This is a genomic window from Microcoleus sp. N3A4 (assembly GCF_036701805.1).
Lineage (GTDB): Bacteria > Cyanobacteriota > Cyanobacteriia > Cyanobacteriales > Microcoleaceae > Microcoleus.
This window is the reverse complement of the sequence record NZ_JAUBRJ010000019.1, coordinates 72,198-95,865: the sequence shown is the minus strand read 5'-3', so window position 1 is coordinate 95,865 and position 23,668 is coordinate 72,198. Positions and strand designations below refer to the sequence as shown.

20 protein-coding genes and 1 tRNA gene are annotated in these 23,668 nt (G+C 45.6%); 15 read left to right on the top strand and 6 right to left on the bottom strand.

Translation table 11 applies throughout. The features are described 5' to 3' along the window. The first annotated feature begins 160 nt into the window (after positions 1–160). From mutS to QUA56_RS13810, 3 genes are all read left to right on the top strand, one after another. Positions 161–2,788, top strand: coding sequence for a DNA mismatch repair protein MutS (mutS, locus tag QUA56_RS13820; RefSeq protein WP_333358428.1), 2,628 nt, complete (start codon positions 161–163; stop codon positions 2,786–2,788). A gap of 141 nt (positions 2,789–2,929) precedes the next feature. Continuing rightward, complete coding sequence (locus QUA56_RS13815; protein WP_333358426.1) at positions 2,930–4,147, top strand: AAA family ATPase; 1,218 nt, start codon at positions 2,930–2,932, stop codon at positions 4,145–4,147. Next, on the top strand, positions 4,141–4,875 hold the full coding sequence (locus QUA56_RS13810) for a DUF4276 family protein (protein ID WP_333358425.1): 735 nt from the start codon (positions 4,141–4,143) through the stop codon (positions 4,873–4,875). The genes QUA56_RS13815 and QUA56_RS13810 overlap by 7 nt, the downstream gene beginning before the upstream one ends. A gap of 26 nt (positions 4,876–4,901) precedes the next feature. On the opposite strand, the gene QUA56_RS13805 is transcribed toward QUA56_RS13810, so the two are convergent. The 3 genes from QUA56_RS13805 to QUA56_RS13795 all read right to left on the bottom strand — a co-directional run bounded on the left by QUA56_RS13805 (position 4,902) and on the right by QUA56_RS13795 (position 8,031). Then, positions 4,902–5,612: a hypothetical protein gene (locus QUA56_RS13805; RefSeq protein WP_333358423.1), complete on the bottom strand. Its 711-nt coding sequence runs from the start codon at positions 5,610–5,612 to the stop codon at positions 4,902–4,904. Positions 5,613–5,641: 29 nt separating this feature from the next. Continuing rightward, a complete protein-coding gene (locus tag QUA56_RS13800; RefSeq protein WP_333358421.1) occupies positions 5,642–6,319 on the bottom strand; it encodes an actin-binding WH2 domain-containing protein in 678 nt (225 codons plus the stop codon). A 470-nt stretch (positions 6,320–6,789) separates the two neighbouring features. Further along, entirely contained in the window at positions 6,790–8,031 is a 1,242-nt protein-coding gene (locus tag QUA56_RS13795) for a histidine kinase (protein WP_333358419.1), read from the bottom strand. 88 nt (positions 8,032–8,119) lie between these two features. Between QUA56_RS13795 and QUA56_RS13790 the strand changes: the two genes are divergently transcribed. The 3 genes from QUA56_RS13790 (at position 8,120) to QUA56_RS13780 (ending at position 12,698) form a co-directional block, all read left to right on the top strand. Further along, positions 8,120–9,808: a DUF2079 domain-containing protein gene (locus QUA56_RS13790; RefSeq protein ID WP_333358418.1), complete on the top strand. Its 1,689-nt coding sequence runs from the start codon at positions 8,120–8,122 to the stop codon at positions 9,806–9,808. A gap of 251 nt (positions 9,809–10,059) precedes the next feature. After that, positions 10,060–11,247 carry a glycosyltransferase family 4 protein gene (locus QUA56_RS13785; RefSeq protein ID WP_333358416.1) on the top strand — a complete coding sequence of 396 codons (1,188 nt, stop codon included), beginning with the start codon at positions 10,060–10,062 and terminating at the stop codon, positions 11,245–11,247. Between the two features lie 206 nt (positions 11,248–11,453). Next, entirely contained in the window at positions 11,454–12,698 is a 1,245-nt protein-coding gene (locus QUA56_RS13780; RefSeq protein ID WP_333358414.1) for an MFS transporter, read from the top strand. A gap of 270 nt (positions 12,699–12,968) precedes the next feature. Here the strand turns inward: QUA56_RS13780 and QUA56_RS13775 are convergent. Continuing rightward, positions 12,969–13,042, bottom strand: a tRNA-Arg gene (locus QUA56_RS13775). A 78-nt stretch (positions 13,043–13,120) separates the two neighbouring features. On the opposite strand from QUA56_RS13775, the gene moaC reads away from it, so the two are divergent. From moaC to QUA56_RS13760, 3 genes are all read left to right on the top strand, one after another. Next, the gene (gene moaC, locus QUA56_RS13770) at positions 13,121–13,642 is read left to right on the top strand and encodes a cyclic pyranopterin monophosphate synthase MoaC (protein ID WP_333358412.1); all 522 of its coding nucleotides are present in this window, start codon (positions 13,121–13,123) and stop codon (positions 13,640–13,642) included. A gap of 88 nt (positions 13,643–13,730) precedes the next feature. Further along, on the top strand, positions 13,731–13,988 hold the full coding sequence (locus QUA56_RS13765) for a 2TM domain-containing protein (protein ID WP_333358410.1): 258 nt from the start codon (positions 13,731–13,733) through the stop codon (positions 13,986–13,988). Positions 13,989–14,052: 64 nt separating this feature from the next. Then, positions 14,053–14,355 carry a DUF3181 family protein gene (locus tag QUA56_RS13760; protein WP_333358408.1) on the top strand — a complete coding sequence of 101 codons (303 nt, stop codon included), beginning with the start codon at positions 14,053–14,055 and terminating at the stop codon, positions 14,353–14,355. Between the two features lie 262 nt (positions 14,356–14,617). On the opposite strand, the gene murJ is transcribed toward QUA56_RS13760, so the two are convergent. Then, positions 14,618–16,231 (bottom strand): murein biosynthesis integral membrane protein MurJ, encoded by a 1,614-nt coding sequence (gene murJ, locus QUA56_RS13755; protein ID WP_333358406.1) that lies wholly within the window; start codon positions 16,229–16,231, stop codon positions 14,618–14,620. A gap of 67 nt (positions 16,232–16,298) precedes the next feature. On the opposite strand from murJ, the gene QUA56_RS13750 reads away from it, so the two are divergent. From QUA56_RS13750 to sfsA, 3 genes are all read left to right on the top strand, one after another. Next, positions 16,299–17,471, top strand: coding sequence for a DUF3095 domain-containing protein (locus tag QUA56_RS13750; protein WP_333358404.1), 1,173 nt, complete (start codon positions 16,299–16,301; stop codon positions 17,469–17,471). Between the two features lie 63 nt (positions 17,472–17,534). Continuing rightward, on the top strand, positions 17,535–18,239 hold the full coding sequence (locus tag QUA56_RS13745; RefSeq protein WP_333358403.1) for a glutathione S-transferase family protein: 705 nt from the start codon (positions 17,535–17,537) through the stop codon (positions 18,237–18,239). 108 nt (positions 18,240–18,347) lie between these two features. Next, positions 18,348–19,070, top strand: a complete 723-nt coding sequence (gene sfsA, locus QUA56_RS13740; protein ID WP_333358401.1) for a DNA/RNA nuclease SfsA — start codon at positions 18,348–18,350, stop codon at positions 19,068–19,070. A gap of 85 nt (positions 19,071–19,155) precedes the next feature. Here the strand turns inward: sfsA and QUA56_RS13735 are convergent, their stop codons facing one another. Then, positions 19,156–19,986 carry a PEP-CTERM sorting domain-containing protein gene (locus tag QUA56_RS13735; RefSeq protein ID WP_333358399.1) on the bottom strand — a complete coding sequence of 277 codons (831 nt, stop codon included), beginning with the start codon at positions 19,984–19,986 and terminating at the stop codon, positions 19,156–19,158. Positions 19,987–20,322: 336 nt separating this feature from the next. Here QUA56_RS13735 and QUA56_RS13730 point away from each other — a divergent pair, with 336 nt between their 5' ends. The 3 genes from QUA56_RS13730 to QUA56_RS13720 are packed head-to-tail and all read left to right on the top strand — an operon-like array spanning position 20,323 to position 23,349. Further along, the gene (locus QUA56_RS13730; RefSeq protein ID WP_333358397.1) at positions 20,323–21,645 is read left to right on the top strand and encodes a 3-isopropylmalate dehydratase large subunit; all 1,323 of its coding nucleotides are present in this window, start codon (positions 20,323–20,325) and stop codon (positions 21,643–21,645) included. 34 nt (positions 21,646–21,679) lie between these two features. Continuing rightward, positions 21,680–22,588, top strand: coding sequence for a hypothetical protein (locus tag QUA56_RS13725; protein ID WP_333358395.1), 909 nt, complete (start codon positions 21,680–21,682; stop codon positions 22,586–22,588). Then, positions 22,585–23,349 (top strand): HIRAN domain-containing protein, encoded by a 765-nt coding sequence (locus QUA56_RS13720; RefSeq protein WP_333358393.1) that lies wholly within the window; start codon positions 22,585–22,587, stop codon positions 23,347–23,349. Before QUA56_RS13725 ends, QUA56_RS13720 begins: the two co-directional genes overlap by 4 nt. Positions 23,350–23,668 lie beyond the last annotated feature (319 nt).

Here is a 23,668-nt window from a genome sequence, read left to right as displayed (position 1 = left end):
GGATGCGTGAGTTTCGTATCGCTCAACACTCAACCAGAATCTCGACAATCACGCACCCTGCTTAAGGATGATTAATAGTCAAATATTGTATCATTAGTTATAACTAAAAGCCGAGCTTGCGGTAAAGTTGTTAAAGATTAAAATTTATCGATCGCTTTTTATGCCTTACACTGCATCTACCCCAACAGACCCCAATCAACCCAACATCCGCAATGCCGACCACCGCCTACTAGAATTCACCAAGCTAACTCCGATGATGCAGCGGTATGTGGAAGTGAAAGAACAGTATCCCCACGCACTTTTATTGTTTCGAGTTGGAGATTTCTTTGAGTGCTTTTTCCAAGATGCAGTTACGATTTCGCGGGAATTAGAACTTGTTTGTACTAGCAAAGAAAGCGGCAAGGAAATCGGCCGAGTGCCGATGACTGGAGTGCCGCACCACGCGCTCGACCGCTACACTTCAATGTTAGTAGAAAAAGGCTATGCTGTGGTAGTTTGCGACCAAGTTGAAGATGCCTCGATAGCTGCTAAAGAAGGCCGCCAAGTCAAGCGCGAAATTACCCGCATTCTCACTCCCGGAACTTTGACTGATGACGGAATGCTCAAACCCAGACAAAATAATTTTTTAGCAGCAGTAGTCATCGCTGGGGAACATTGGGGATTGGCTTATACAGATATTTCTACGGGAGAATTTGTCACTACCCAAGCAGATAGTTTAGAGCAATTAACCCTAGAATTGCTGCGTTTGCAGCCTTCGGAAATCTTGGTACCGACTAATGCGCCGGATTTGGTGACGATGTTGAGGCCCGGAGAGAAATCAGAGCATTTGCCCGATTGTTTGCCGAATTCGTTTTGCTATTCTTTGCGATCGCAAATTCCGTTTAGTTTGTCCGAAGCAAAACAGAGAATCCTGCAAAAGTTCAAAGTGCGATCGCTCGAAGGTATGGGATGCGGCCACCTTTCCCTCGCAGTGCGCGCCGCCGGCGGTTTGCTGCAATATCTCGAAGAAACTCAAAAAGAAAAAGCAGTTTCTTTGCAAAGATTGCACACTTACACTCTCACCGATTTTCTCATACTCGACTACCAAACCCGCCGCAATCTCGAAATTACTCAAACAGTGAGAGATGGGGTTTTTCACGGTTCGCTGCTGTGGGCTATAGACAAAACCAGCACCGCAATGGGAGGCCGCGCTTTGCGCCGCTGGGTGCTGCAACCTTTGCTCAACATTAAAGGCATTTGCGCGCGACACGACACGATTCAAGAATTAGTAGAAAATAACGCCCTGCGCCAAGATTTGCAGCAGTTGCTGCGCCAAATTTACGACATCGAAAGACTGACAGGCCGCGCCGGTTCGGGAACAGCTAGCGCGCGGGATTTGGTCGCTTTAGCTGATTCTCTGGGAAAACTGCCTGAATTAGCCTCGATCGCAGCTCAAGGGCGATCGCCCTATCTGAAAGCACTGCAAAATGTACCGCCAATTTTAGAAGAATTATCAACTAAGATTCACGCTCATTTAGTTGATGAACCGCCGATTCATTTAAAAGAAGGAGGTTTGATTCGTTCGGGAATCAATGCCATGCTAGATGAAATGCGCCAAACTGCATCAGCAGACCAAGAATGGATTGCAAATTTAGAAGCTACTGAGAGAAAACGCACGGGAATTTCTAATTTAAAAGTAGGCTACAATAAAGCTTTCGGCTATTACATCAGCATTACCAAATCGAAAGTAGACCAAGTGCCGAACGACTACACCCGCAAACAAACTCTTACCAATGAAGAACGCTACAGCACTGAAGAATTAAAAGAAAGGGAAGTGCGAATTCTGACAGCCCGGGAAGATTTAAATCAATTGGAATACGATATTTTTGCTAAAGTGCGATCGGAGGTAGGAGAACACGCCGAAATTATTCGCAACGTTTCCCGGGCCGTGGCCGCGGCGGATGTTTTGTGCGGTTTGTCAGAAGTAGCAGTTTACCAAAATTACTGCCGCCCGACTATGACAGAAAGTCGGGAAATTAAAATTATTGAAGGTTGTCACCCTGTGGTAGAAAAGTCTTTGCCGCCGGGATTTTTTGTACCTAATTCGGCTTTTTTGGGTCGGGAAGAATCGCTAAACCGCCCAGATTTAATTATTTTAACCGGGCCGAATGCTAGCGGCAAGAGTTGTTATTTGCGGCAGGTGGGTTTGATCCAGTTAATGGCGCAGATGGGCAGTTTTGTGCCGGCGAAAGCTGCGAGTTTGGGAATTTGCGATCGGATTTTTACCCGCGTCGGCGCAGTCGATGATTTGGCAACTGGTCAGTCTACGTTTATGGTGGAAATGAACGAAACTGCAAATATTCTCAATCACGCTACGCCGCAATCATTGGTGTTGTTAGATGAAATTGGCAGGGGAACGGCGACGTTTGACGGACTGTCGATTGCTTGGTCTGTGGCGGAATATTTAGCAAGCGAGATTCGGGCGCGGACAATTTTTGCTACTCACTATCACGAATTGAATGAGTTAGCGTCTATTTTGGATAATGTCGCCAATTATCAAGTGACCGTGAAAGAATTGCCGGATCAAATCGTATTTTTGCACCAAGTTCAGCCTGGAGGTGCTGACAAATCTTACGGAATTGAAGCGGGCAGATTGGCCGGTTTGCCGCCGTCGGTGATTGACCGGGCGCGACAGGTGATGAAGCAGATTGAGAAACATAGCAAAATTGCGATCGGGCTGCGGAAAGGTGTTAAAAAAAATGGTAAAAAAGAGTCGGAGGGCGAACAGTTGGATATTTTTGAAGATTGAAACGATCGAATTGCGCTCCGAATCCAGGACTTAGCTATCAACTCTATTTTAAGGTCAGTAATCTGGGCATTACTGACCTTAAAATGACGAAACTGTGATACTATTATTAAAGATATCAAAAGCTTTAAATAGGAGGATGAGATGCAAGGCCAAAGATTTATCCGAACTCTTCGCTTAAAAAACTTTCTATCCTACGGAAGTGAAGGAGAGGAAATAGAACTTCAACCCCTGAATGTGTTAATTGGCCCCAACGCATCTGGCAAGTCCAACTTGATCGATGCCGTGGGGATTTTACAGTCAACACCCAAGGATATAAATACTCCCTTTCGGCAAGGAGGCGGTATTGGCGAGTGGCTTTGGAAAGGTGATGAAAAAAATTCCAACAATATTCCAACAGCTAGAATCGAGGCAACCGTAGATTACCATGAAGAACCTATCCCCTTACGCTATCAAATCTCTTTCACGATGGTAGGTCAAAAATTAGAAATTGTAGATGAGGCTGTAGACAAAAAAATAAAAAACAGCCTAATTTCTGAGGTATATTTCTACCGCCCTCAGAATGCAAAGCCACTCTTAGCTATTAGAAATGTAACAGGAAAAACAGGTGAAAATACTGGGGAAGAACCCAACTTTCGCCATGTTGAAATAAATCCTTTTCAAGCGATTTTGTCCCAAAAACAAGACAAAGACTTTTATCCTGAGTTAGCCTACTTAAACAATCAGTTTTCCAATATCCGTATTTATCGGGAATGGAATTTAGGTAGGTACACGCCACCAAGAAAGCCCCAACCATCTGATTTACCAAATGACTTTCTTGAAGAAGATGCAAGTAACCTTGCTCATGTTTTGAACGATTTAGAATACAAAGGTATTAAACCTTTGCTAATCGAGCAGTTGCAAAAGTTCTACGAGGCAGTAGGTGACATCATAACTAAAATTGAAGGAAGTACAATACAAACATTTATCAGGGATAAAAAATTCAATAGACCAATTCCTGCTACCCGTTTATCAGATGGTACCCTTCGTTATTTGTGCTTGCTGACTTTACTTTGCCACCCAAGTCCACCGCCCCTGATTTGTATTGAAGAACCAGAATTAGGGTTGCATCCAGATATCTTATCGACTGTTGCTGAATTGCTAATTGCGGCATCTCAAAGAACTCAAATAATTGTTACTACTCATTCTGATGCTTTAGTTTCTGGTTTGAGTGAAGTTCCCGAATCCGTCTTAGTTTGCGAACAGAATAACACAGGCAGTCACTTGCGCCGTCTAGAGCCTCAGCAACTTAAAAAGTGGCTGGAAAAGTACACTCTAGGAGATTTGTGGCGGATGGGACACATCGGAGGAAACCGATGGTAAGGGAGATTCGTATTTATATTGAAGGCATTGGAGATGAAAGTGAAGATGAAAGTGAAGATGAAAGTACAACAGAAAATATACCTCAAAAACGTCCGGGATTTAGGAGTAAAATTCCGGCAGGAAAAGAGACAACAGCGGGGCTGCGATCGGGTTTTGTTCATCTCTTCAAAGAACTCTACGATCTCGCAGAGAGCAAAGGCATAAAAATCCTGTCAATCATGTCTGGATCTCGCCGCGATGCTTGCGAAGATTTCCTAATCAGTGTGGAATCTTATCCAGAGGCTTTTAATGTTTTGCTTGTTGATTCTGAATCTCCTGTTTCTGAAACTCACACACCTTGGGAGCATTTAAGGAGCAGAAAAGAAGACCAACCTTGGATTTTGGCGACCCAGGGGCATGATGATGACTGTTGCCACTTAATGGTACAAACTATGGAGGCTTGGTTTATTGCTGATATTGATGCTTTAAGCAAGTTTTATAATGGCGGATTTAACGAAGATTATCTTCACAAAAGGCTGGGAAATCAAAGTGTGGAGAAAGTTTCCAAATACAACCTGAGTCAGTGGCTGAAATCAGCCACTAATAAAACCTCTAAAGGTAAATATCACAAAACACGACACGCTCCCAAACTGTTAGAACTTTTAGATGTTGACAAGGTACGCAAGGCTTCTCCTAGTTGCGATCGCCTTTTCACAACAATAATTACCAAAATCCTAGAAGAGACCTAAATACATTGCGTGTATGTAAGTCCTATTTACTTGCCATTTTGCAACTTTCTTACTTCTTTGTGGACGGTCATCCCAATTTCCAAAGCCTCATTCAACAACCGCCCGTATTCAGTCGCCCGATCGCTCACATCCACAGCCATCAATGCAGCCAAATTACTTTCAATATTAGCAAATAACTCGTAACGGCGGCCGATAAATTGCTGATTTTCCCTGAGAATCCTCTCGGTTTTCAAAGCACAGACTAAACTTTCTCTAGTAATTTTTAATGCCTCAATTGCATCTACTCGGTTAATTAAATTGGCTTGTAAATTGCCAGCAGCCGTTAGGCGATCGATAATATCTAAAGCCTGAATCACCTCATGATACTTTTCAACTTCATCCAGCAGATCCGCCAGAGTTTCCAGAGGTTTTGCTTTCACCCATTTACAAACATTCCAACCTACAGCAATCGCCAGGGACAAACCCAAAGTTATTTCCAAAACCCGCACAAAAAGTGCAGCATCGCTGACTGAATTAACTTGATTTTTAGTTACCAGCAAAGCCACAGGGAGTGACACAACCAACGTCACGCAAAATATCAGCAACTCATTCAACAAAAGAGAGAACAGCTTTTTCCCGTCCCGGAGTGCAGCAGGTCGGTAAAAATCCGCTGCAAAACCGTCGCTCAAAGCTATTCCGCTCAACTCCTCTAACTCGTTCTCAGGAATTCTCAACTCATCCAAATCCGCTTGTATCACTATTTCAAATCTCCTTAACTCGATCTTAATTAAAACCCTCCAATCGACCTAATTGAATCCCACAGACTCAGATAAAAATTGCTTTCTCGGTTTCGGAACAGTTGAAAAACTTGTCCCGGTGCGCCAAAAAACGGTCTCAGCGTCCATCCCAACTGACTGCCAACAAACGCATAAAGTCCCAACCAGAAGCGCAAAATATTTAGCCTGATGTCTTTGCCTTCGGCATCTTGTTCGGAAAGAAAGTGCATTCCTTGATAAATGAAACTTACCCCCAAAAATCCTGTGATTGCCATGATAGCAACATTCAGCAGCAGATAAAAAGTGTAATTGGTACTGCTGATGAGAAAAAATAGGCTGACAGGTGCAAATCCAAACAGCAAAACGCTAATCATCGCCATCGCTGTCATCAACAATGTCAAATACTGTTCAAAAGTTCGTTTGGAACCAAACATGACATTAAAAAAGTACAGTGTAGGAAAGCAGATAATCAGTGTCAGCAAGTAAAGTGCTGGCAACTTAATTGCTGAAACCAAACATTGCATCCACGTACTAGATGCACCTAATATCGCTCCGTAAATGCCAAAAAATATGGTACTAGAAATCAACAAACCGAAAATTTTAGATTTTAGCTTGATACCTTCGCGGATTTCTTCGAGAAATTGTTGCCGTTCCCGCAGCAAATACATTACTACTGAAAAATATTTCACTGGATCTCCTTGTGACTGATGCGACTCCGGATCAGTCATAACTCACGCTGAGTTCGATCGACAATCTTGTCAAATCAGGGCACTCTATGTTAACCAGTTATTCTTGCTTCCAACTCACCACAAGCCAGAGGTGGAGGCGTTTTGAGAGATACTTGCAAAGCTAAACGACTCAAACTGAATACACCTATGCTTTGTATTCAATTTGTATTTATTTGTCTCCCACGGCAGCGGCGGACAAAAACTAGACTCACGTCATTTGCATAGTGTGAATGAAGCAAAAGTTTGTCACAACCGGGACTTTCGGGGTGAAAGCCGATCGCGCGCTTGCGACTAGAAGTTTCCTAGCAGAGTTCTGGATGAGATGAGGGTGAGTAGGTTAATAATTGCGTCTAATTGTGGGCTTAAAGGGGTCATATCGTAGAAATATCCTAGAAATGTTGGATAGAGTAGCTGAAAGTATTGATATTGGGTTACTTATTTTGAACGGGCAGGGTAAAGTGAAAACAACTGCCTCGATCGGGTACGGAGTCTACCCAAATTTGACCGTAGTGGGCGCGAATGATGCCTTGACACAGAGACAGTCCAATCCCGTAACCGTTTGTTGATTTATCTCGCTGCAAGCGAAAGCTGTCTTCAAAAATGCTCTCGCAATTTTCTTCAGGAATTCCCGGGCCGCTGTTGCAAATGCTGACTTGAACTTTGTAAGCGGTGCGGTGGAGAATTGAAAGATTAACAGTTCCTCGGTCTGGCGTGTACTTGCTGGCGTTGTCAAGCAAGTTGACCACGACTTGTTTGATACGATCTGGATCGGCATAAATCAAGGGCAAATCTGTGGGAATGTCTGTTTCTAAGTTCAGACTTTTCTCCTGAAATTTGTCTTGAAACTGCAAGATTACGTCTTGACAAATCGCCCCCAGTTCGATTTTTTTTGGTTGAATGTGGAGTTGAGCGTTTGTACCCCGGGCTGCTTCCAGGATATCTGTAATCATGCGATCGACAATTCGGATTTGACGGCGAGCTTGTTTCATCAAATGAGCAGCCAGACTCGGTGTCAAACGGGACTTTTGCCCTTCTTTCACCTTCTGACTTGACTCCAAAGTCTCCAAAGCCAAAGATGCGGCCGTCAAGGGATTTCGCAAGTCGTGAGCTAGCATCGCAATAATCCGGTCTTTCAACTGCAACTGCTCTTGCAGGCGTTCTTGTTCCTGTTTGAGGCGAAAAACTTCATCGGAAAGCCTCACGAGTTCGGCGGCGCAAGCAACGGAATAGATGGGTTTTGGGTTGGCCAGAGTTGCAGTTAGAGCTGGGGCCGACTGCTGCTGAGCTGCGTATTCTTCTACAGAACGCTGCCAGCGGGGCCACCAGTGTTCGAGTTGGGCGATCAAATTGCTGCCGGCGAGAGTTTGTCGCGGATCGGGATGAATTTTGAGCAGCGAGGGAGTGGCTACAAGTTTAAAGTGTTCGGCTAAATCGGGCTGTTCTCCTACGTCAATGACTTGAAGCTCAAAGTCGCACTTTGCCTTCAAATCCTTTAAGGACTTGCGGATGTGTCTGGTCTGTTCCCGGGAAGAGGGACGCTTGTCTACGAACAGCAAAAGCTGTAAAAGCGGTGCGGAATTGCCCGGCTGTTCGGGAGAACAGTCGGTATCGCTGGTGCCGGGTGTTGGATGGACGCTGTTGAGCTTTTCGATCGGGTGAAAATAATTGACCATTGCCGAGCCGAGTTATTTCACTTCTACTTTAATTTAATACTTACTTTAGATTTATGCTATTGTCCGATAATTTCGTTACGGCGGGCCCATGACATTTTTGAGATGGAAGAAAAATGAGTCGCTGCGGGTGGTGGTTCAAGTGGCGGCCGCCTTTTTTGTGCTGTGCTTGTTGCTGACGCTGCACCGCTACTACAGCTTTTACGCTACTTACGACCAAGGCATTTTCAATCAACTTTTTTGGAACGGCACTCGGGGTCACTTGTTTGAGAGTTCCCTCTCTTCGGCTTTGTCCACTAATGTCGTTCACCAAAACCAGCTCCCCGAAGTATCTTACTATCGGTTGGGGCAGCATTTCACCCCGGCGCTGATGCTGTGGCTGCCAATTTACTCGCTGTTTCCCTCGCCCGTCACTTTGACTGTGTTGCAGGTAACTTTAATCACGGCGGCGGGAGGAGTGCTCTGGGCTCTCGCCAGACACTATCTGGAACCGAGGCTGTCGGCGACAATTGTTGTGAGCTATTACTGCGCTAACGCGGTCATCGGCCCGACTTTGGGCAATTTTCACGATGTTTGTCAAATTCCGCTGTATGTCTTTGGCTTGCTGCTGGCGATGGAGAAGCGCTGGTGGCCGCTGTTTGGGATTCTGGCAACTTTAATTTTGGCCGTGCGAGAAGATGCGGGAATTGTTTTGTTTGGCGTCGGATTTTACATGATTTGCAGTCGGCGCTATCCTTGGACTGGCTTGGCTGTCTGCATACTCAGTTTTGGTTACACGATCGTCCTGACCAATCTAATTATGCCTTTGTTTTCTGCTGACATATCCCAGCGGTTTATGATGGAGCGCTTCGGTCAATATGCCGATGGAGATGAAGCTTCGACTCTCGAAATTATTTGGGGAATGGTGAGCAATCCCGGGCGGTTGGTTGCACAATTATTTACGCCGTTTTTTGGTAAGATTAAATACCTGCTCGGCCAGTGGTTGCCGTTAGCTTTGGTTCCTGCCGTAGCGCCTGCGTCTTGGATGATAGCTGGATTTCCGCTGCTGAAGCTATTTTTAGCGAAAGGAGAGTCGGTACTGGCGATTAATATTCGCTATGCGATGACTGTGGTTCCAGGGCTTTTTTACGGGGCGATCCTGTGGTGGGCTGGCCGTCAAAAGGAAGAAGATAAAATGGTGAGAGAGGAAAGAATGTTTTTGCGTTTTCCTTCTGCTTTATTTCCTCTGCCTTCGTCTTCAAAGTTTCGCCGCTTTTGGGCGTTTTGCATTTGCTTGTCGCTATTTTTTACCTTCACGTCTAACCCAAATCGGACTTTTTCTTGGATTTTGCCCGATGCGATCGCTCCTTGGGTGCAGGTTCCTCTGGTCAGACAGTGGCAGCACGTTTTGCAAGTGCGGCCGCTGTTGGCTGAAATACCTGCTGATGCTAGCGTGGCTGCGACGAATACTATTGTGCCGATTTTGTCAAGCCGCCGGGAAATTCTCAGGTTTCCGATGTTTGAACTGCGGAATGATGCGGGGGAGGCAGTGAAGATGGAATATGTAATTGCCGATCTCTGGCAGTTGCAGCAGTATCAGACTGCGTTTCGCCGAGAACGGGGACAGTTGCAGGAGATCGTGTCGGCGATCGATCGAATGTCCCAATCTCGAGAGTACGGAATTGTTGGCTGGGAAGACGGCGCGATTTTAATGCGTCAGGGTGCTATTTCTAACTCTACATCGGTGGCGGCTTGGACTCGTTTTCGCCGAGAGTTGGAGCCGATTTTGAAGAAAGGGTAAGCGGGTAGGTGCGATCGCCATTGCTTCCTTCTGTGGCTCAAATCTTGAGGAAACCTGTTTTTTTCAGGCAATGGCGATCGAGCAATTTCCTGCAAAAACCCGGTTTTTGCATGATTTTCCGTCCTTGTTGCTGCCAAAAGTCAGCTATTGGGCATAAACTTGCGATCGACCAACATTTGAGGTTGTGTATTATACAATAAACCTGTTAATCATAAACATTAAGATATATAAATTCTTTGGAGGGGAGAAAGATGAAAATTTTGGTATTGGCATGGGAGTTTCCTCCCAGAATAGTAGGCGGTATCGCCCGCCACGTATCGGAACTGTATCCTGAATTGGTGAAGCTGGGCCACTCGATTCACTTAATTACAGTAGAGTTCGGCCACGCACCGATGTACGAAGTGGTGGAAGGAATACGGGTACATCGGGTGGTGGTGGGGCACGCCAGGGACTTTTTTCACTGGGTGGCCAACCTGAACCAAAGCATGGGCCACCAAGGCGGCAAACTGATGCTGGAGGAAGGCCCCTTTGATATCATCCACGCTCACGACTGGTTGGTGGGAGATGCGGCGATCGCCCTCAAGCATACCTTTAAAGTACCCCTAATTGCCACCATCCACGCCACCGAATACGGGCGGTTCAACGGCATCCACAATGAGGGGCAGCGCTACATTAATTCCAAGGAAAACGACCTCGCTTACAACGCTTGGCGGGTAATTGTTTGCAGCGATTATATGCGGCGGGAAGCCGAACGGGTACTATCGAGTCCGTGGAACAAAATCGAGGTAATTTACAATGGAATTAGGTCGGAGAAAAAGCCCCGATGGCACGAATTTGACGCGATGAATTTCCGCCGAAACTTTGCTGACGACGACGAAAAAATAGTATATTATGTAGGAAGAATTAGCTATGAAAAAGGTATTGCTGTATTTTTGAATGCTGCACCTAAAGTAATTTGGGAAATGGGGGGTAAAGCTAAAATTGTAATTGTTGGCGGCGGCAATACAGACCATCTCAAACTTTTGGCTGGGAATTTAGGAATTTGGAATAAGTGTTATTTTACTGGCTTCATGTTTGAGGAACATCTCGACAAATTCCAGACGGTGGCTGACTGCGCGGTTTTCCCCAGTCTTTACGAACCTTTTGGGATTGTAGCCTTAGAAAGCTTTGCTGCAAGGGTGCCGGTAGTGGTTTCCGATGCGGGCGGCTTGCCGGAGGTGGTTGTGCACACTAAAACTGGGGTTGTTACTGAGGCCAACAATCGGGATTCTTTGGCATGGGGAATTTTGGAGGTGCTGAAAAATCCGGGTTACGGGCGGTGGTTGGTTGACAATGCTTATGAGGATTTGGAACGCCGGTTTAGTTGGCCGAAGTTGGCGATGGAAACCGAGTGGGTTTATCGGCGGGTGGTGGAGGAAAGGGCTGAGGTTGATTGGTAAGAATGCTCTTTTTTACTGTTGACTGTTCGCGGTTGACTGTTCGCGGTTGACTGTTCGCGGTTGACAGTTGACAGTTGACAGTTGACGGTTGACAGTGAGTCGAATATCAACTTTTTTGGTGCAAATCTTAAGAATTTGTAACACAATGATAGAGACACTCGAACTTACTTTGAGTGGACTCGGAAGGTTTTACAGGAATTTGCATCTTGAATATTTTTAGCGACATCGATCCCCAACCCAGACGCAGCTTGCTGACTTTATTCACCGCAGGCCTCCTATTCTGGTCTAGTTTGGCTTCGCTGCTGCCAACTTTGCCACTGTACGTTCAATTTGTGGGCGGCACAAAACAGCAAATTGGCGTTGTGATGGGTGCATTTGCGATCGGACTTTTGCTATCGAGGCCGCAGTTGGGTAAAATAGCCGACAGCAGCGGGCGAAAACAAGTTTTGCTGCTAGGCGCGGCAGTCGCTGCGATCGCCCCGATGGGCTACCTGTTAGCTCAATCTATCCCCTTACTGTTATTTATGCGGGCTTTTCACGGCATTAGCATCGCCGCTTTTACCACCGCTTACAGCGCTTTGGTAACAGATTTGTCGCCGCCAGGAAAGCGGGGCGAATTAATCGGTTACATGAGCTTGGTGAACCCTATTGGTCTAGCAGTTGGGCCGGCTATTGGCGGATTTGTGCAAGCTTGGGTTGGTTATACTCCTTTGTTTGCGATGTCGGCGGTTTTCGCTGCAACGGCTGTATTTTTTACCTGCAAAATTGCGGAACCAAATTTTGCAGAGTTAACAAAATCTGACTCGCTATCTGAGGACAAAAATAGCCAAAAATACTGGAAAATGCTCTGGAATCCTAGAGTGCGGATTCCGGCTTTAGTGTTATTGGTGGTTGGTTTAGTCTTTGGAACTTTGAGCACTTTTATGCCTTTGTTTATCCAAGAAACCAAGGCTAATTTGAATCCGGGATTATTTTATTCTACGGCGGCTATCGCCAGTTTTGGTATACGGTTGCTCACGGGACGGGCTTCGGATAAATACGGTCGCGGCTTGTTTATTTCTGGCGGTTTAATCTGTTACGCCCTGTCTATGTTATTGTTGTATTTTGCTAACAACAGCAGTGCTTTTTTAATCGCAGCTTTGGTTGAAGGTTGCGCGGGCGGTACTGTTTTGCCGATGATGGTAACGCTAATGTCTGACAGGTGCGAACCTCATGAAAGGGGCCGCTTGTTTTCGCTTTGTATTGGGGGATTTGATTTGGGGATTGCGATTGCTGGGCCAACTTTAGGCTTTGTTGCTGAACAAGTTGGCTACAGAAATATGTTTGGTTTTGCGGCTGGCCTTGCTGGCTTGGCTTTGCTGATTTTTATTACTCAGTCTAGCAAGGGCTTGTCTAATTCGATGAAATTTGCGATCGGGCGAGGCAAAGATGTTTATGCTTTGAATCGATGATATAACAGAAGCAAGAAGGAAGAGGCAATCATGGGACTTACAAAAAAACCCGGTTTATCCCAAAAATCCTGAATCTATGCGACAGATATTGAGGCAGAAACCGGGTTTTTGTCCCCGCGCACCATTCTCACCAACAGGCAAGATGCCTGTTCCACAAAGAGTGAGTTTTCTGTAAAAGGTACAAATTAAAAAAGTTATGAGCCTTGAATGTTGAGTTGGATTAATTTCTTAATTCAAAACTCAAAACTCAAAATTCATAACTTTTAGTAGTGGGCTTGGAGGGATTCGAACCCCCGACCTCATGGTTCGTAGCCATGCACTCTATCCAACTAAGCTACAAGCCCCTGTTGAGTTCAGATTTAATCTAAAATTGATTAAGTTCTTTTCTCACAGAATCTAACATTAACACCATTACCAAAATAATGCAAGACCTTTCGCCAACTTTTTCTAAATTGCCCGATCGCCCGCAGCTAACTCACCTCGACAACAGCGGTGAAGCCCAAATGGTGGACGTTTCGGCAAAAGTGGCAACTGTGCGGCAAGCTGTGGCCGCGGGGCGGGTGCGGATGTCGGCGGAGACCTTTGCTGCGATCGAAGCGGGGAATGCGCCGAAAGGGGATGTGTTGGGCACTGCGAGGCTGGCTGGGATTATGGCGGCCAAGCAGACGGCTAATTTGATTCCTCTGTGTCACCCTCTGCCCCTGAGTAGCGTGAAGGTGCAGGTGATACCGGATGCTGGGTTGCCGGGGTATCAAATTCGGGCGACGGTGAAAATTAAGGCGGAAACAGGGGTGGAAATGGAGGCGCTGACGGCGGTTTCGGTGGCGGCGCTGACTCTGTACGATATGGCGAAGGCTTTGTCCAAGTCGATCGCGATTGAATCGATTCGACTGGTGAGTAAAAGCGGCGGCAAGTCAGGGGACTATGAAAATTTAGAGGCATAAGTTTCCTGCCTTGAGAGAGATGCAAAATTCAAAAAGCTGCACTTAAGATTAAAATAGGCAGAGAACTACTAATATCAAGTGAAAAACTATGCCTCCTCGTTGGCCCCGCAAACCCGATCGCAATGATCCAGAGTACCGCCGGTTAGATGACCGCATGAATTTTGCTATCCACGTCGGTCTTTTTTCTGCTACCAATTCTGTTTTGTGGTTTGTTCACAATTTGCAGAAGGCTAATTGGCCTTGGGCAATTTCGGTAACGGGTGGATGGGCTCTAGTAGTTTTGGCCCACGCGATTTACATTTTCGCGATCGCCGATTATTCGCCCCTCACCAAAGATTCTGGCTGAAGGCAGTTGTCGGCGATTTGTTAAGTCTTTTGATTGATAACAAATAACGTTCTGCTTTTTTTATATGGCTAATACTACACAGGCGATCGAATCCTTAGCAGCCGAAATCGGCGAAAATGTCTACATTGACATTGCCAAATGGCATTTGTATCTGAGAGATGCTCACCTGCATACCGTTGTTGCCAAACAACTTTACCCGATACTGGAAGATGGCAATTTAGATGCTGACAAAGTTGGACAAGTTTTGCAAGGAATTCCAGTCAAGTTGGGCGGCGGCAAGCGGGAAGTTCCGCTTGCAGATTTGATTCCGATGCAGTGTCAAGTTCAGTTGATGGATGTGCTTGAGGAATTTCAGCGGAATATGTAAAGTGCGATCGCCCTTTTTTACTTAAGGGCGATCGTAGTCAAGGTCGGAAACGGCAATGCCGTGTCCTGCGTTGTCTTGTTGTATGTTTAAAGATGTAGTAACCCCTTGTAGGGTGCGTCGCTGCGAAATTTTCGAGTTGATTTGTAGATGGTTGGTGGCGACGCACCTTACGGTATCTACGGGAATTACGATCGACTAAACCGCCAATTGGGCGATCGCATCGTCAGCAAAGTGCTAAATAAACCAGGGAAATTTCGGATATTTATTTGCGAAAACGGCCGCGAATGCGATCGACAAACATATCAACTTCCGGCAACTTCATCTGACTGACAAACACCGCAAAAACTGCTAACCCTACAAAACTTGCTACACTCAACTGCACTAATTGAATTACCAAACCTTCAGTACCCAAAACTCTTTGACAGGCTTGCAGAGTAGCCAAGGTAACGAAAGCAGTTAGACAACTGCCAGAAGTCAACCCCAGAAAAGGCAAACTCCACTTTCGCCAAGGCAGGCCGCCCAGCTTTTTATCTAATAAGTACAAAAGCATAACCATTGAAAGAAGATTCACTCCCACCGTCGCCAAAACTAATCCGGGCGCGCCAAAAGCTCCTACTAACAAATAATCCAGCAATCCGTTAAAAAAGATATTGATAATACTGACGCGAAAAGGGGTTTCTCCGTCTCCCAAAGCGTAAAATACCCGCACCACAACGTCGCGTCCCAAATACACAAACATTCCAATACTGTAAGCCATCAATATCGGCGTGACAAACTCCGAGGCTGACCGATCGAAAGCATAGCGTTCGTAAACCACGCGGACGATCGGCCCGGCAAGTGTTACCATTAAAGCGCTCAGGGGCAGCATCGTAACCCCGGTCAAAATTAAAGATTGACGAATTTTATTTTTTAATTCCGGCCAATCTTTGGGTTCTGTGAGGCGAGAAAATATCGGCAAAAATGGCACTAAAATTACATTAGAAATGATGCCTAAAGGCGTCATAACTAACAAGCCGCTGTAACCCATCGCAGAGGCAGCTTGAGGGATGTAGGATGCGAAAAATAGGTCAGTATAGACATTAATTTGCAGCATTCCCGAGGATAAGGTAGCAGGAACCATCACCTTAATTACTTCTTGCACTCCGGGGCGTTTAAAATTAAACCGCAAGCGCAATGTTCCCAAGCCGGCGCGCCACTGCGCCGCCAGTTGCACCAACCACTGCAAAACTGCTCCTGCTAAGGTTCCCCAAGCTAACACTAAGCCGCCAATTAGTGCGTATTGTGGCTGAATAATTTTTTCTCCCAGTTGCAGTGCGAGAATCCCCAAACCGCCGACAAGTGCAACGCTGGAAAATAAAGGACTAATCGAAGGCAACCAGTACATATCGGCGGCATTGAGAGTGCCAAAACCAATCCCGATTAAGCCTGAAAGTAATGCCATCGGCGCCATAATCCGAAATTGCTGGACGGCAACTGCTTTGATTTCTAAACCTTCTGCTGTTCTATTTAATCCCGGTGCTACCAAATCTATTAGCGGATCGGCAAAAATAATTAAAGCGACTGTTACTAACAGCAGCAAGCCGCCGACTAAGGTGGTGATAGTCTCGACTAAGGGCGCTGCTTCTTTTTTGTCGCGGCGGGCTAAAACGCTGACTATGGCGCTGTGAAATGGCCCGTTAATGCCTCCGAGCAAAATAAATAAGAAACCGGGGATGACGTAGGCATAATTGTAGGCATCGACGGCGACACCGACTCCAAAGGCTGCGGCGATCGCAATTTGGCGCACCAAGCCGAAGACTTTGCTAATGAGAGTGGCGATTGCGACAATGCCGGCAATGCCTGCTAGAGAACGAGAGGGTTTCTGTAATTCTGCCACAAATGGTTACAAACGCTAATGCTAAAGGGATTCACTTATTTTAATAGCGAATCGGGAGAATCATATCATGAACTCAGAAAACTTCTATACTGAATTGCGTTTACTGGACAATTTTATCGATATTACTGACTTGCAGAACTTTGTTGACGTACCCGATGATTGGTACATTATTATCACAGATATTCGCGGTTCTACAAAAGCGATTGAAGCTGGAAAATATAAAGAAGTTAACTTGTTGGGGGCTTGTTCGATCGCTGCTGTTTTGAATGTAGCAGGCCAAATAGAAATTCCCTTTATCTTTGGTGGCGACGGCGCTTCTCTTTTAATGGGGCCCTCGCTTTTACCCGCTGCCCAGAAAGCTTTGCTGGCAACTCAACAAATGGCTAAGACTGAATTTGACATGGATTTGCGAGTTGGGGCTGTGCCGGTTAAAGTTGTGGCAGCAGCTAATTATCCGGTTAAAATAGCTAAGTTTAAAGTTTCGGAAAATTACAGCCAAGCTATTTTGACCGGCGGCGGCTTAGCCCGTGCTACTGAACTTATTAAAGACCCTGCTGCTGGTAATATTTACAGTATTAAAAATAATGGCATTTCTGCAACCGCCGATTTTTCTGGATTGGAGTGTCGGTGGCAGGATATTCCCAGCAAGTACGGGGAAATAGTAACGCTGCTGGTAATGGTGCGAGAAGATTTTGGTCAGGAGAGCAATCTAATTTATAGAAAAGTTTTAAAACTAATCGAATACATTTACGGCAAGGAAGATTGTTTAAATCCGATCGTCAGCCAAAATCTTAAATTGACATTGAGTAGCGCCAAGCTGATTAAAGAAACTCTAGTTAGGGCGAGCGGTTGTAGTTGGTTAGACCGCCAGCTATATTTATCAAAAATACAGTTAGAGACGGCGCTTGGTTCGCTGCTAATGAATTTGAAAGTTAAGACAGAAGAGTTAGATTGGGGAGTTTATAAAGATATTGCGATCGCAGCTACGGATTACCGCAAATTTGATGATATGTTGAGAATGGTAATTTCGGGCAATGCGTCGCAGCGAAAAAAATTGACGGGGTATTTGGAAAAGAATTACCGAGAGGGCAAGCTGGTTTACGGTTTGCACGTTGCTGACAGAGCTTTGATGACTTGTTTGGTGTTTGAACGCAACGGCCAACAAGTGCATTTTATAGACGGTGCTGATGGTGGTTATACTTTAGCGGCGAAGGATATGAAACAAAGAATGCAGGACTAAAGTTCTTACTACAAACCTTTTATGCTATGATACTTAAATCTAAAATCTCAAATCTAAAATTGAATGGCTGTGCTAAAACTTTATCACAATCCGCTCTCTACTAACAGTCGCCGCGTCTGGATTGCCTTGCTCGAAAAAGAAATAGAGTTTGAATTAGTGGCGCTAAAATTAAACGGCGATCAATTTCAGCCTGATTTTTTGGCAATTAGTCCTTTTCACCACGTCCCTGTTTTAGCTGATGGGGATTTTCATGTCATAGAAACGCTGGCAATTCTTGATTATCTGGAAGCTAAGTATCCTGCGCCCGCCCTGCTACCGGAGGATGAAGGAGAAAGGGCGATCGTCCGCATGGTACAAATGGTGACAGTGAACGAGTTGACGCCGGCGATGAGTCCTTTTGTACGCCAGACTTTCGGCGGCGAAGGCGACCCGGAAAAGTTGGAGAAAGCACAGCAGCAAGTGGCGGCGGTACTGAGGTTTTTTGAGGATTTATTGGGCGATCGACCTTTTTTTGGCAGCAGCAGTGGCATTACCCTCGCCGATGTTGTGGCAGGAGTTTCCGTGCCTTGGCTGCCCGAGTTAGGCGTGTCTTTGGAAAAATACCCCAATTTGCAGGCTTGGTCGGAACGCTTAAATTCCCGCGCTTCTTGGCAAAAAACTCAAGCTAGTCCCGAATTGGTAGAAGCTTTTAAAGTGCAAATGAAACAGTTGATGAAAGGCCGGCAAAAGCAACCTTTGAATGATGAAATAAATGATGCGAACAAATAAAAAAGTTAATTCACGACAAAACTTACGCAAGTAGCAGATTGAAACAGGTTTGTAGTTGCGCTTCAGCGCTGAAGCGCAACTACAAACATACTAAAATATCAAAATCGAATGAGTGACTTTATTTACAAATATCCCGCTTTATTACCCGGCATTTTAATCAAGCGGTACAAGCGATTTTTTGCCGAAATCGAACTAGATTCGGGAGAAATAATCACCGCGCACTGTCCGAATACCGGCCCGATGACTGGTGTTTGCATTCCCGGAAATCCTGTGCTGGTATCTAGCAGCAACAATCCCAAACGCAAATTGGCTTATACTTGGGAATTAATTAAACTGTGCGACACCGAACCAACTTGGGTGGGTGTTAATACGGGTTTGCCGAATCGAGTAATTAAGTTAGCTTTGGAATTAGGCTTGTTTCCCGAGTTGGGTAATTACACTTTAATTCAACCAGAAGTTGTTTACGGGCTAGACAAAAAAAGCCGAGTTGATTTTTGGTTGACTGGCGATACTAAACCAATTTTTCTGGAAGTTAAAAATACAACTTGGGCAAAAGAAAACTTGGCTTTATTTCCCGATACAGTCACAGAAAGAGGACAGAAACATTTGAGAGAATTGATCGAAGTGGTGCGGCAGGGTTCGAGGGCTGTAATGCTGTATTTTATTAATCGCGGGGATTGTACTGATTTTGCTCCCGGGGATAGTGCCGATCGCCTTTACGGAGAATTGTTCAGACAGGCCATGAGTGAAGGTGTCGAAGTTTTGCCTTGCCGGTTTGACGTGACGCCGGAAGGGATTCGCTATTTGGGATTGGCAAAGCTTGATGTGTGAGGACACGATCGTCTTAATATTATGAGATTGTTGGCATCCACAATTAAAACCCGATCGCCATCAACAACCGGGTCTGGTAAAACTATCATTTAACCAAGAGCGATCGCCTCTTAATTTTGACTGCCAACAATCCCAATCCTGCAACAATCGTGGCAGCCATACTGCTAGGTTCCGGCACTGCTTCGGCAATACTGAGAGAATTGATGCCCACAGCCCGATCGCCCTCAGAACTGCTATAGACAAGCCGCGAGATGTTAGCAATATCGCTGCGAACGCCGAAAAATTGGGCCGAATTATCCAGTGCTAATGAGGATGTTCCTTGTGTTGAAAAACTGCCTAACAAATTATTATTACTGTCAAAGGCCGAGATCGATGCAGTGAATAGAAACGTATCATCTACCGCTATTTGCGTTCCTGCGGCCGCCACGGGGCGATCGAAGGTAATCGTCAGCGGGCCAGGGTTTCCGACTGCTGGCGGCGGGCCTGGGATTAAGCCTGTAAACAAAATGAAATCACCGCTGGCAAAGTTGGTGGGAATGCCTGGTGAAGGCAAGGTTTGAAAAAGTAAGGGAGGCGTCACTCCTGGAGTTGCAGCCTGGGGAATATTGACATTAACTCCGAGTCCTTGTTCCGAGGTGACTGAGAAGGAGTTGGGCAATACTTTGAACGGCGGCTGGACTGGCCCTAAAATCGACCAATCAACGCGATCTGTACCTCCCAATGTCGCGCGATCGCTCACGAATGTCAGATTAGCAGCTTCAACCGGCGGTGCTAATAGGATTAGCAGAGTGCCGATCGCAGTTCCCGCAGCGGATATTTTTAGCGATCGGGTTTTTTGGGCTGTGGGTACAAATTTCGGCAGGCGATCGCTTTGTATTAGCTGCACTTTGAAGTGTTGAAATTTGTCACAAATCATAATAATTCCTCCTTGCGACCTGTACGCAAAATATTACAGAATTTTTGTTCTGCAAAAACTGAATATTGAAATTAGGTCGATGTCTAATATACTTTACATCCTGATAATTAACTCTAATTATTTAACAACACATAACATTACGCATAATTTCGTAAGGTGAGGATTTCCCGCCCTACAATTGGTATTCCGTGCAATTGAAAACAGCTATAAAACTTGAGGGTTCTCTAAAGTTGGAAGTACATCCGAGACATTTTCATACCTTAGTATCTTCGGCAACAGGGAATGTTTCGATTACAATACACTATGTAGCATCTAATAAAAAAGAGCGATCGCACTATGGGAATGACCCTGACCGAAAAAATCTTAGCCAAAGCATCAGGCCGCACTAAAGTCGAGCCCGGAGAAAACATCTGGGTAGAAACAGACGTGCTGATGACCCACGATGTCTGCGGCCCCGGCACTATCGGCGTTTTCAAACGCGAATTCGGCGAGAATGCGAAAGTCTGGAATCCCGACAAAATCGTCTTAATTCCCGACCACTACATTTTCACCAACGACGAACGCGCTAACCGCAACGTCGATATTCTCCGCGATTTTGCCCAAGAACAAGGGATAAAATACTTTTACGACATCACGGATCGATCGGACTTCAAAGCAAATCCCGATTACAAAGGAGTTTGCCACATCGCGCTAGCACAAGAAGGCCACACCAGACCGGGCGAAGTGCTCTTCGGCACCGATTCCCACACCTGCAATGCCGGCGCTTTCGGACAATTTGCCACCGGTATCGGCAATACAGACGCGGCTTTTATCATGGGAACTGGCAAATTGCTGATTAAAGTTCCGGCGACAATGCGCTTTGTATTCAACGGTGAACTGCCGGATTATTTGTTAGCAAAAGACCTAATTTTGCAGATTATTGGTGATATTAGCGTTGCCGGTGCTAACTACCGGACAATGGAATTTGCCGGCGATACAGTTGAGCGTTTGACGATGGAAGAACGGATGACGCTGTGCAATATGGTGATTGAAGCAGGGGGTAAAAACGGCACGGTTGCGCCAGATCAAACTACGTTTGATTACGTTACTTCTCGGACTGACAAACCCTTCGATTCATTTTACAGCGATGGGGATGCTACATTTTACAGCGATCGCACCTACGATGTCAGCAAATTAGAACCAGTGGTCGCCAAACCGCACTCTCCCGACAACCGCGACTTAGCCCGCAATTGCCGCGATGTCAAGATCGATCGAGTTTACATCGGTTCCTGCACCGGCGGCAAAACCTCCGACTTCCTGAATGCCGCCCGCATTCTGAAAGGAAATCAAGTCAAAGTTCCGACTTATTTAGTACCAGCAACTCAGAAAGTTTACGAAGATTTGTTTGTCACAAAATACGAGGGTCAAACGCTTTCAGAAATCTTCTTAGCGGCCGGCTGCATCGAACCCGCAGCGCCTTCTTGCGCCGCTTGTTTGGGCGGCCCGAAAGATACTTTCGGGCGGATGAACGAACCGGAAATTTGCGTGTCTACAACTAACCGCAATTTCCCCGGCCGCATGGGGAATAAAGAAGCGCAAGTTTATCTAGCTTCGCCTTACACGGCGGCGGCTTCTGCGCTGACTGGGTATGTCACCGATCCGCGCGAATTTCTGTGTTAGATAGTTGCTTTTAGCATTCTTTAAGGTTGACACAATGGCTGAAGAGTTCCCTATAATTGTAGTTCCAGAAGCAGCCTCTGAGCTATCTGAAACCGAGACTATGGGAACTAGGTACAAGTTCTGGTTTGACGATCCAAATTTAGGGCCTTGCTTGTACAAAAAGTCTCGACCGGATACAGGTGAAGATTGGGCAGAAAAAATTGCAGCCGAGTTGTGCAAACTCCTCGGACTGCCCCATGCTCAATATGAACTGGCAACTTGGAAAAGTCAACGCGGAACTGTCTCACTATCATTTTTGCCCGATAGTGGCAGTTTCATTCCTGGAAATCAATTTTTGTCTGCGAACGCACCGCACAAAGTTGATATTGTGTTGAATGCGATCGCAGACAATTCTGTTAATTTGCCCCTCGATTGGGTTCCGCCAGTCGGGATAGAAACAGCAGTAGAAACTTTTGTCGGATATTTGCTATTAGATGCCTGGATTGGCAATACAGACCGTCACTCAGAGAATTGGGGTGTATTAGATAAACCCGAAAGCGATCCTACTTTAAATATCGCCAGATATCTAGCACCAACTCACGACCATGCCTCTAGTTTGGGAGTGCGGATATCTGACGAAGAACGGCAAAAGAGATTGATTACAAAAGATACTGGCTATTCTGTCCAAGCTTATGCGAAAAGATGCTCTTCTCAGTTATATGCTAGCGATAATAGACCAAAGCCTCTCAAGACTTTTGAGGCATTCCGCGAAGCAGCGCTATACTATCCCCAAGCAGCCCAAGTTTGGCTTAATTGCCTTACCAGGATTTCAGCTAATGATACGCTAGCCATTTTTAACCGGATACCGCGCGATCGAATTTCACAAATTACCATTGAGTTTTCTCAACAATTACTTAAATTTAACAGAGAAAGGCTACTTGAATTGACAGGAGATTTGCTTTGAAAACACTATTTTTGGCTTGGCAAGACCCGGTCAGCAGTTCTTGGTTTCCGATTGGTCGATTGACATTTAACGGTAAAGAATACCAGTTCAATTATACAAAGGGTGTTCTAAAAGCTCTACTTGAGTGCTTGTTTAAACCCTTGCCATCTTTCCCTGATTTCAGTAAGGTTTACACTTCACAGAAACTGTTTCCCTTGTTTTCCAATCGCGTGATGCCGCGATCGCGCCCTGACTACCCTGAATTTGTACAGTGGTTGAATATCCCTCAACACGAAGATGACCCAATTGCTTTATTGGCCCGCAGCGGAGGGAAACGGGTAACTGATAATTTTGAGGTATTCCCCTGTCCCGAACCGGATGAAAATGGACGTTACCGCATCCATTTTTTTTCACATGGACTGCGACACCTTCCCAAGCCGGCAATTGAACGGATTAATGGGCTTCAAGTGGGCGAACTTTTGTATTTAGCCCACGAATTTCAAAATCGGTACGATTCCTCTGCTTTGCTTTTGTGTACTGAAGATCGCTGGATTGTAGGCTATTGTCCGCGCTATCTTTGCGGGGATATTCTTCAAATTATCTCGCAGCATCCAAAATTGGTTCGCGTAGAAGTCGATCGCCTCAACCAACCCCCAACGCCGCTACAGTTCCGCTTGCTGTGCAAGATGACCGCCGATTGTCCGACAGACTTTCGCCCCTTCCAAGGCCCGATGTACCAGCCGGTTAGCAGTGATGTTTTAGCTGCGAGTGCGATCGGATAATCAGCAACAATAAGTAAAATTACGATCGCATAATTAGGGAAAAAGTCAAGTTAATTATTGTGAATTGAATACAGAAGATTGCACAATTCAGACAAATAATTAGCTCAATGTTGACATTTTTTCCATAATAGAGTATGTTTTAGCTAATTTATCGATTCCAAATTCCGCAGTCTCAGTTTAAGCCCAGAGAATTTATGAAAGTTAGAGCTACACATTGCTAATGCTTTCCATTAGTATTGTTCTTCTGCGGGCAACCAATTAGACTTATACTTTTTATAATTAAAATTGGTCTGGGTGCGAAATTGACTGAACATAAACT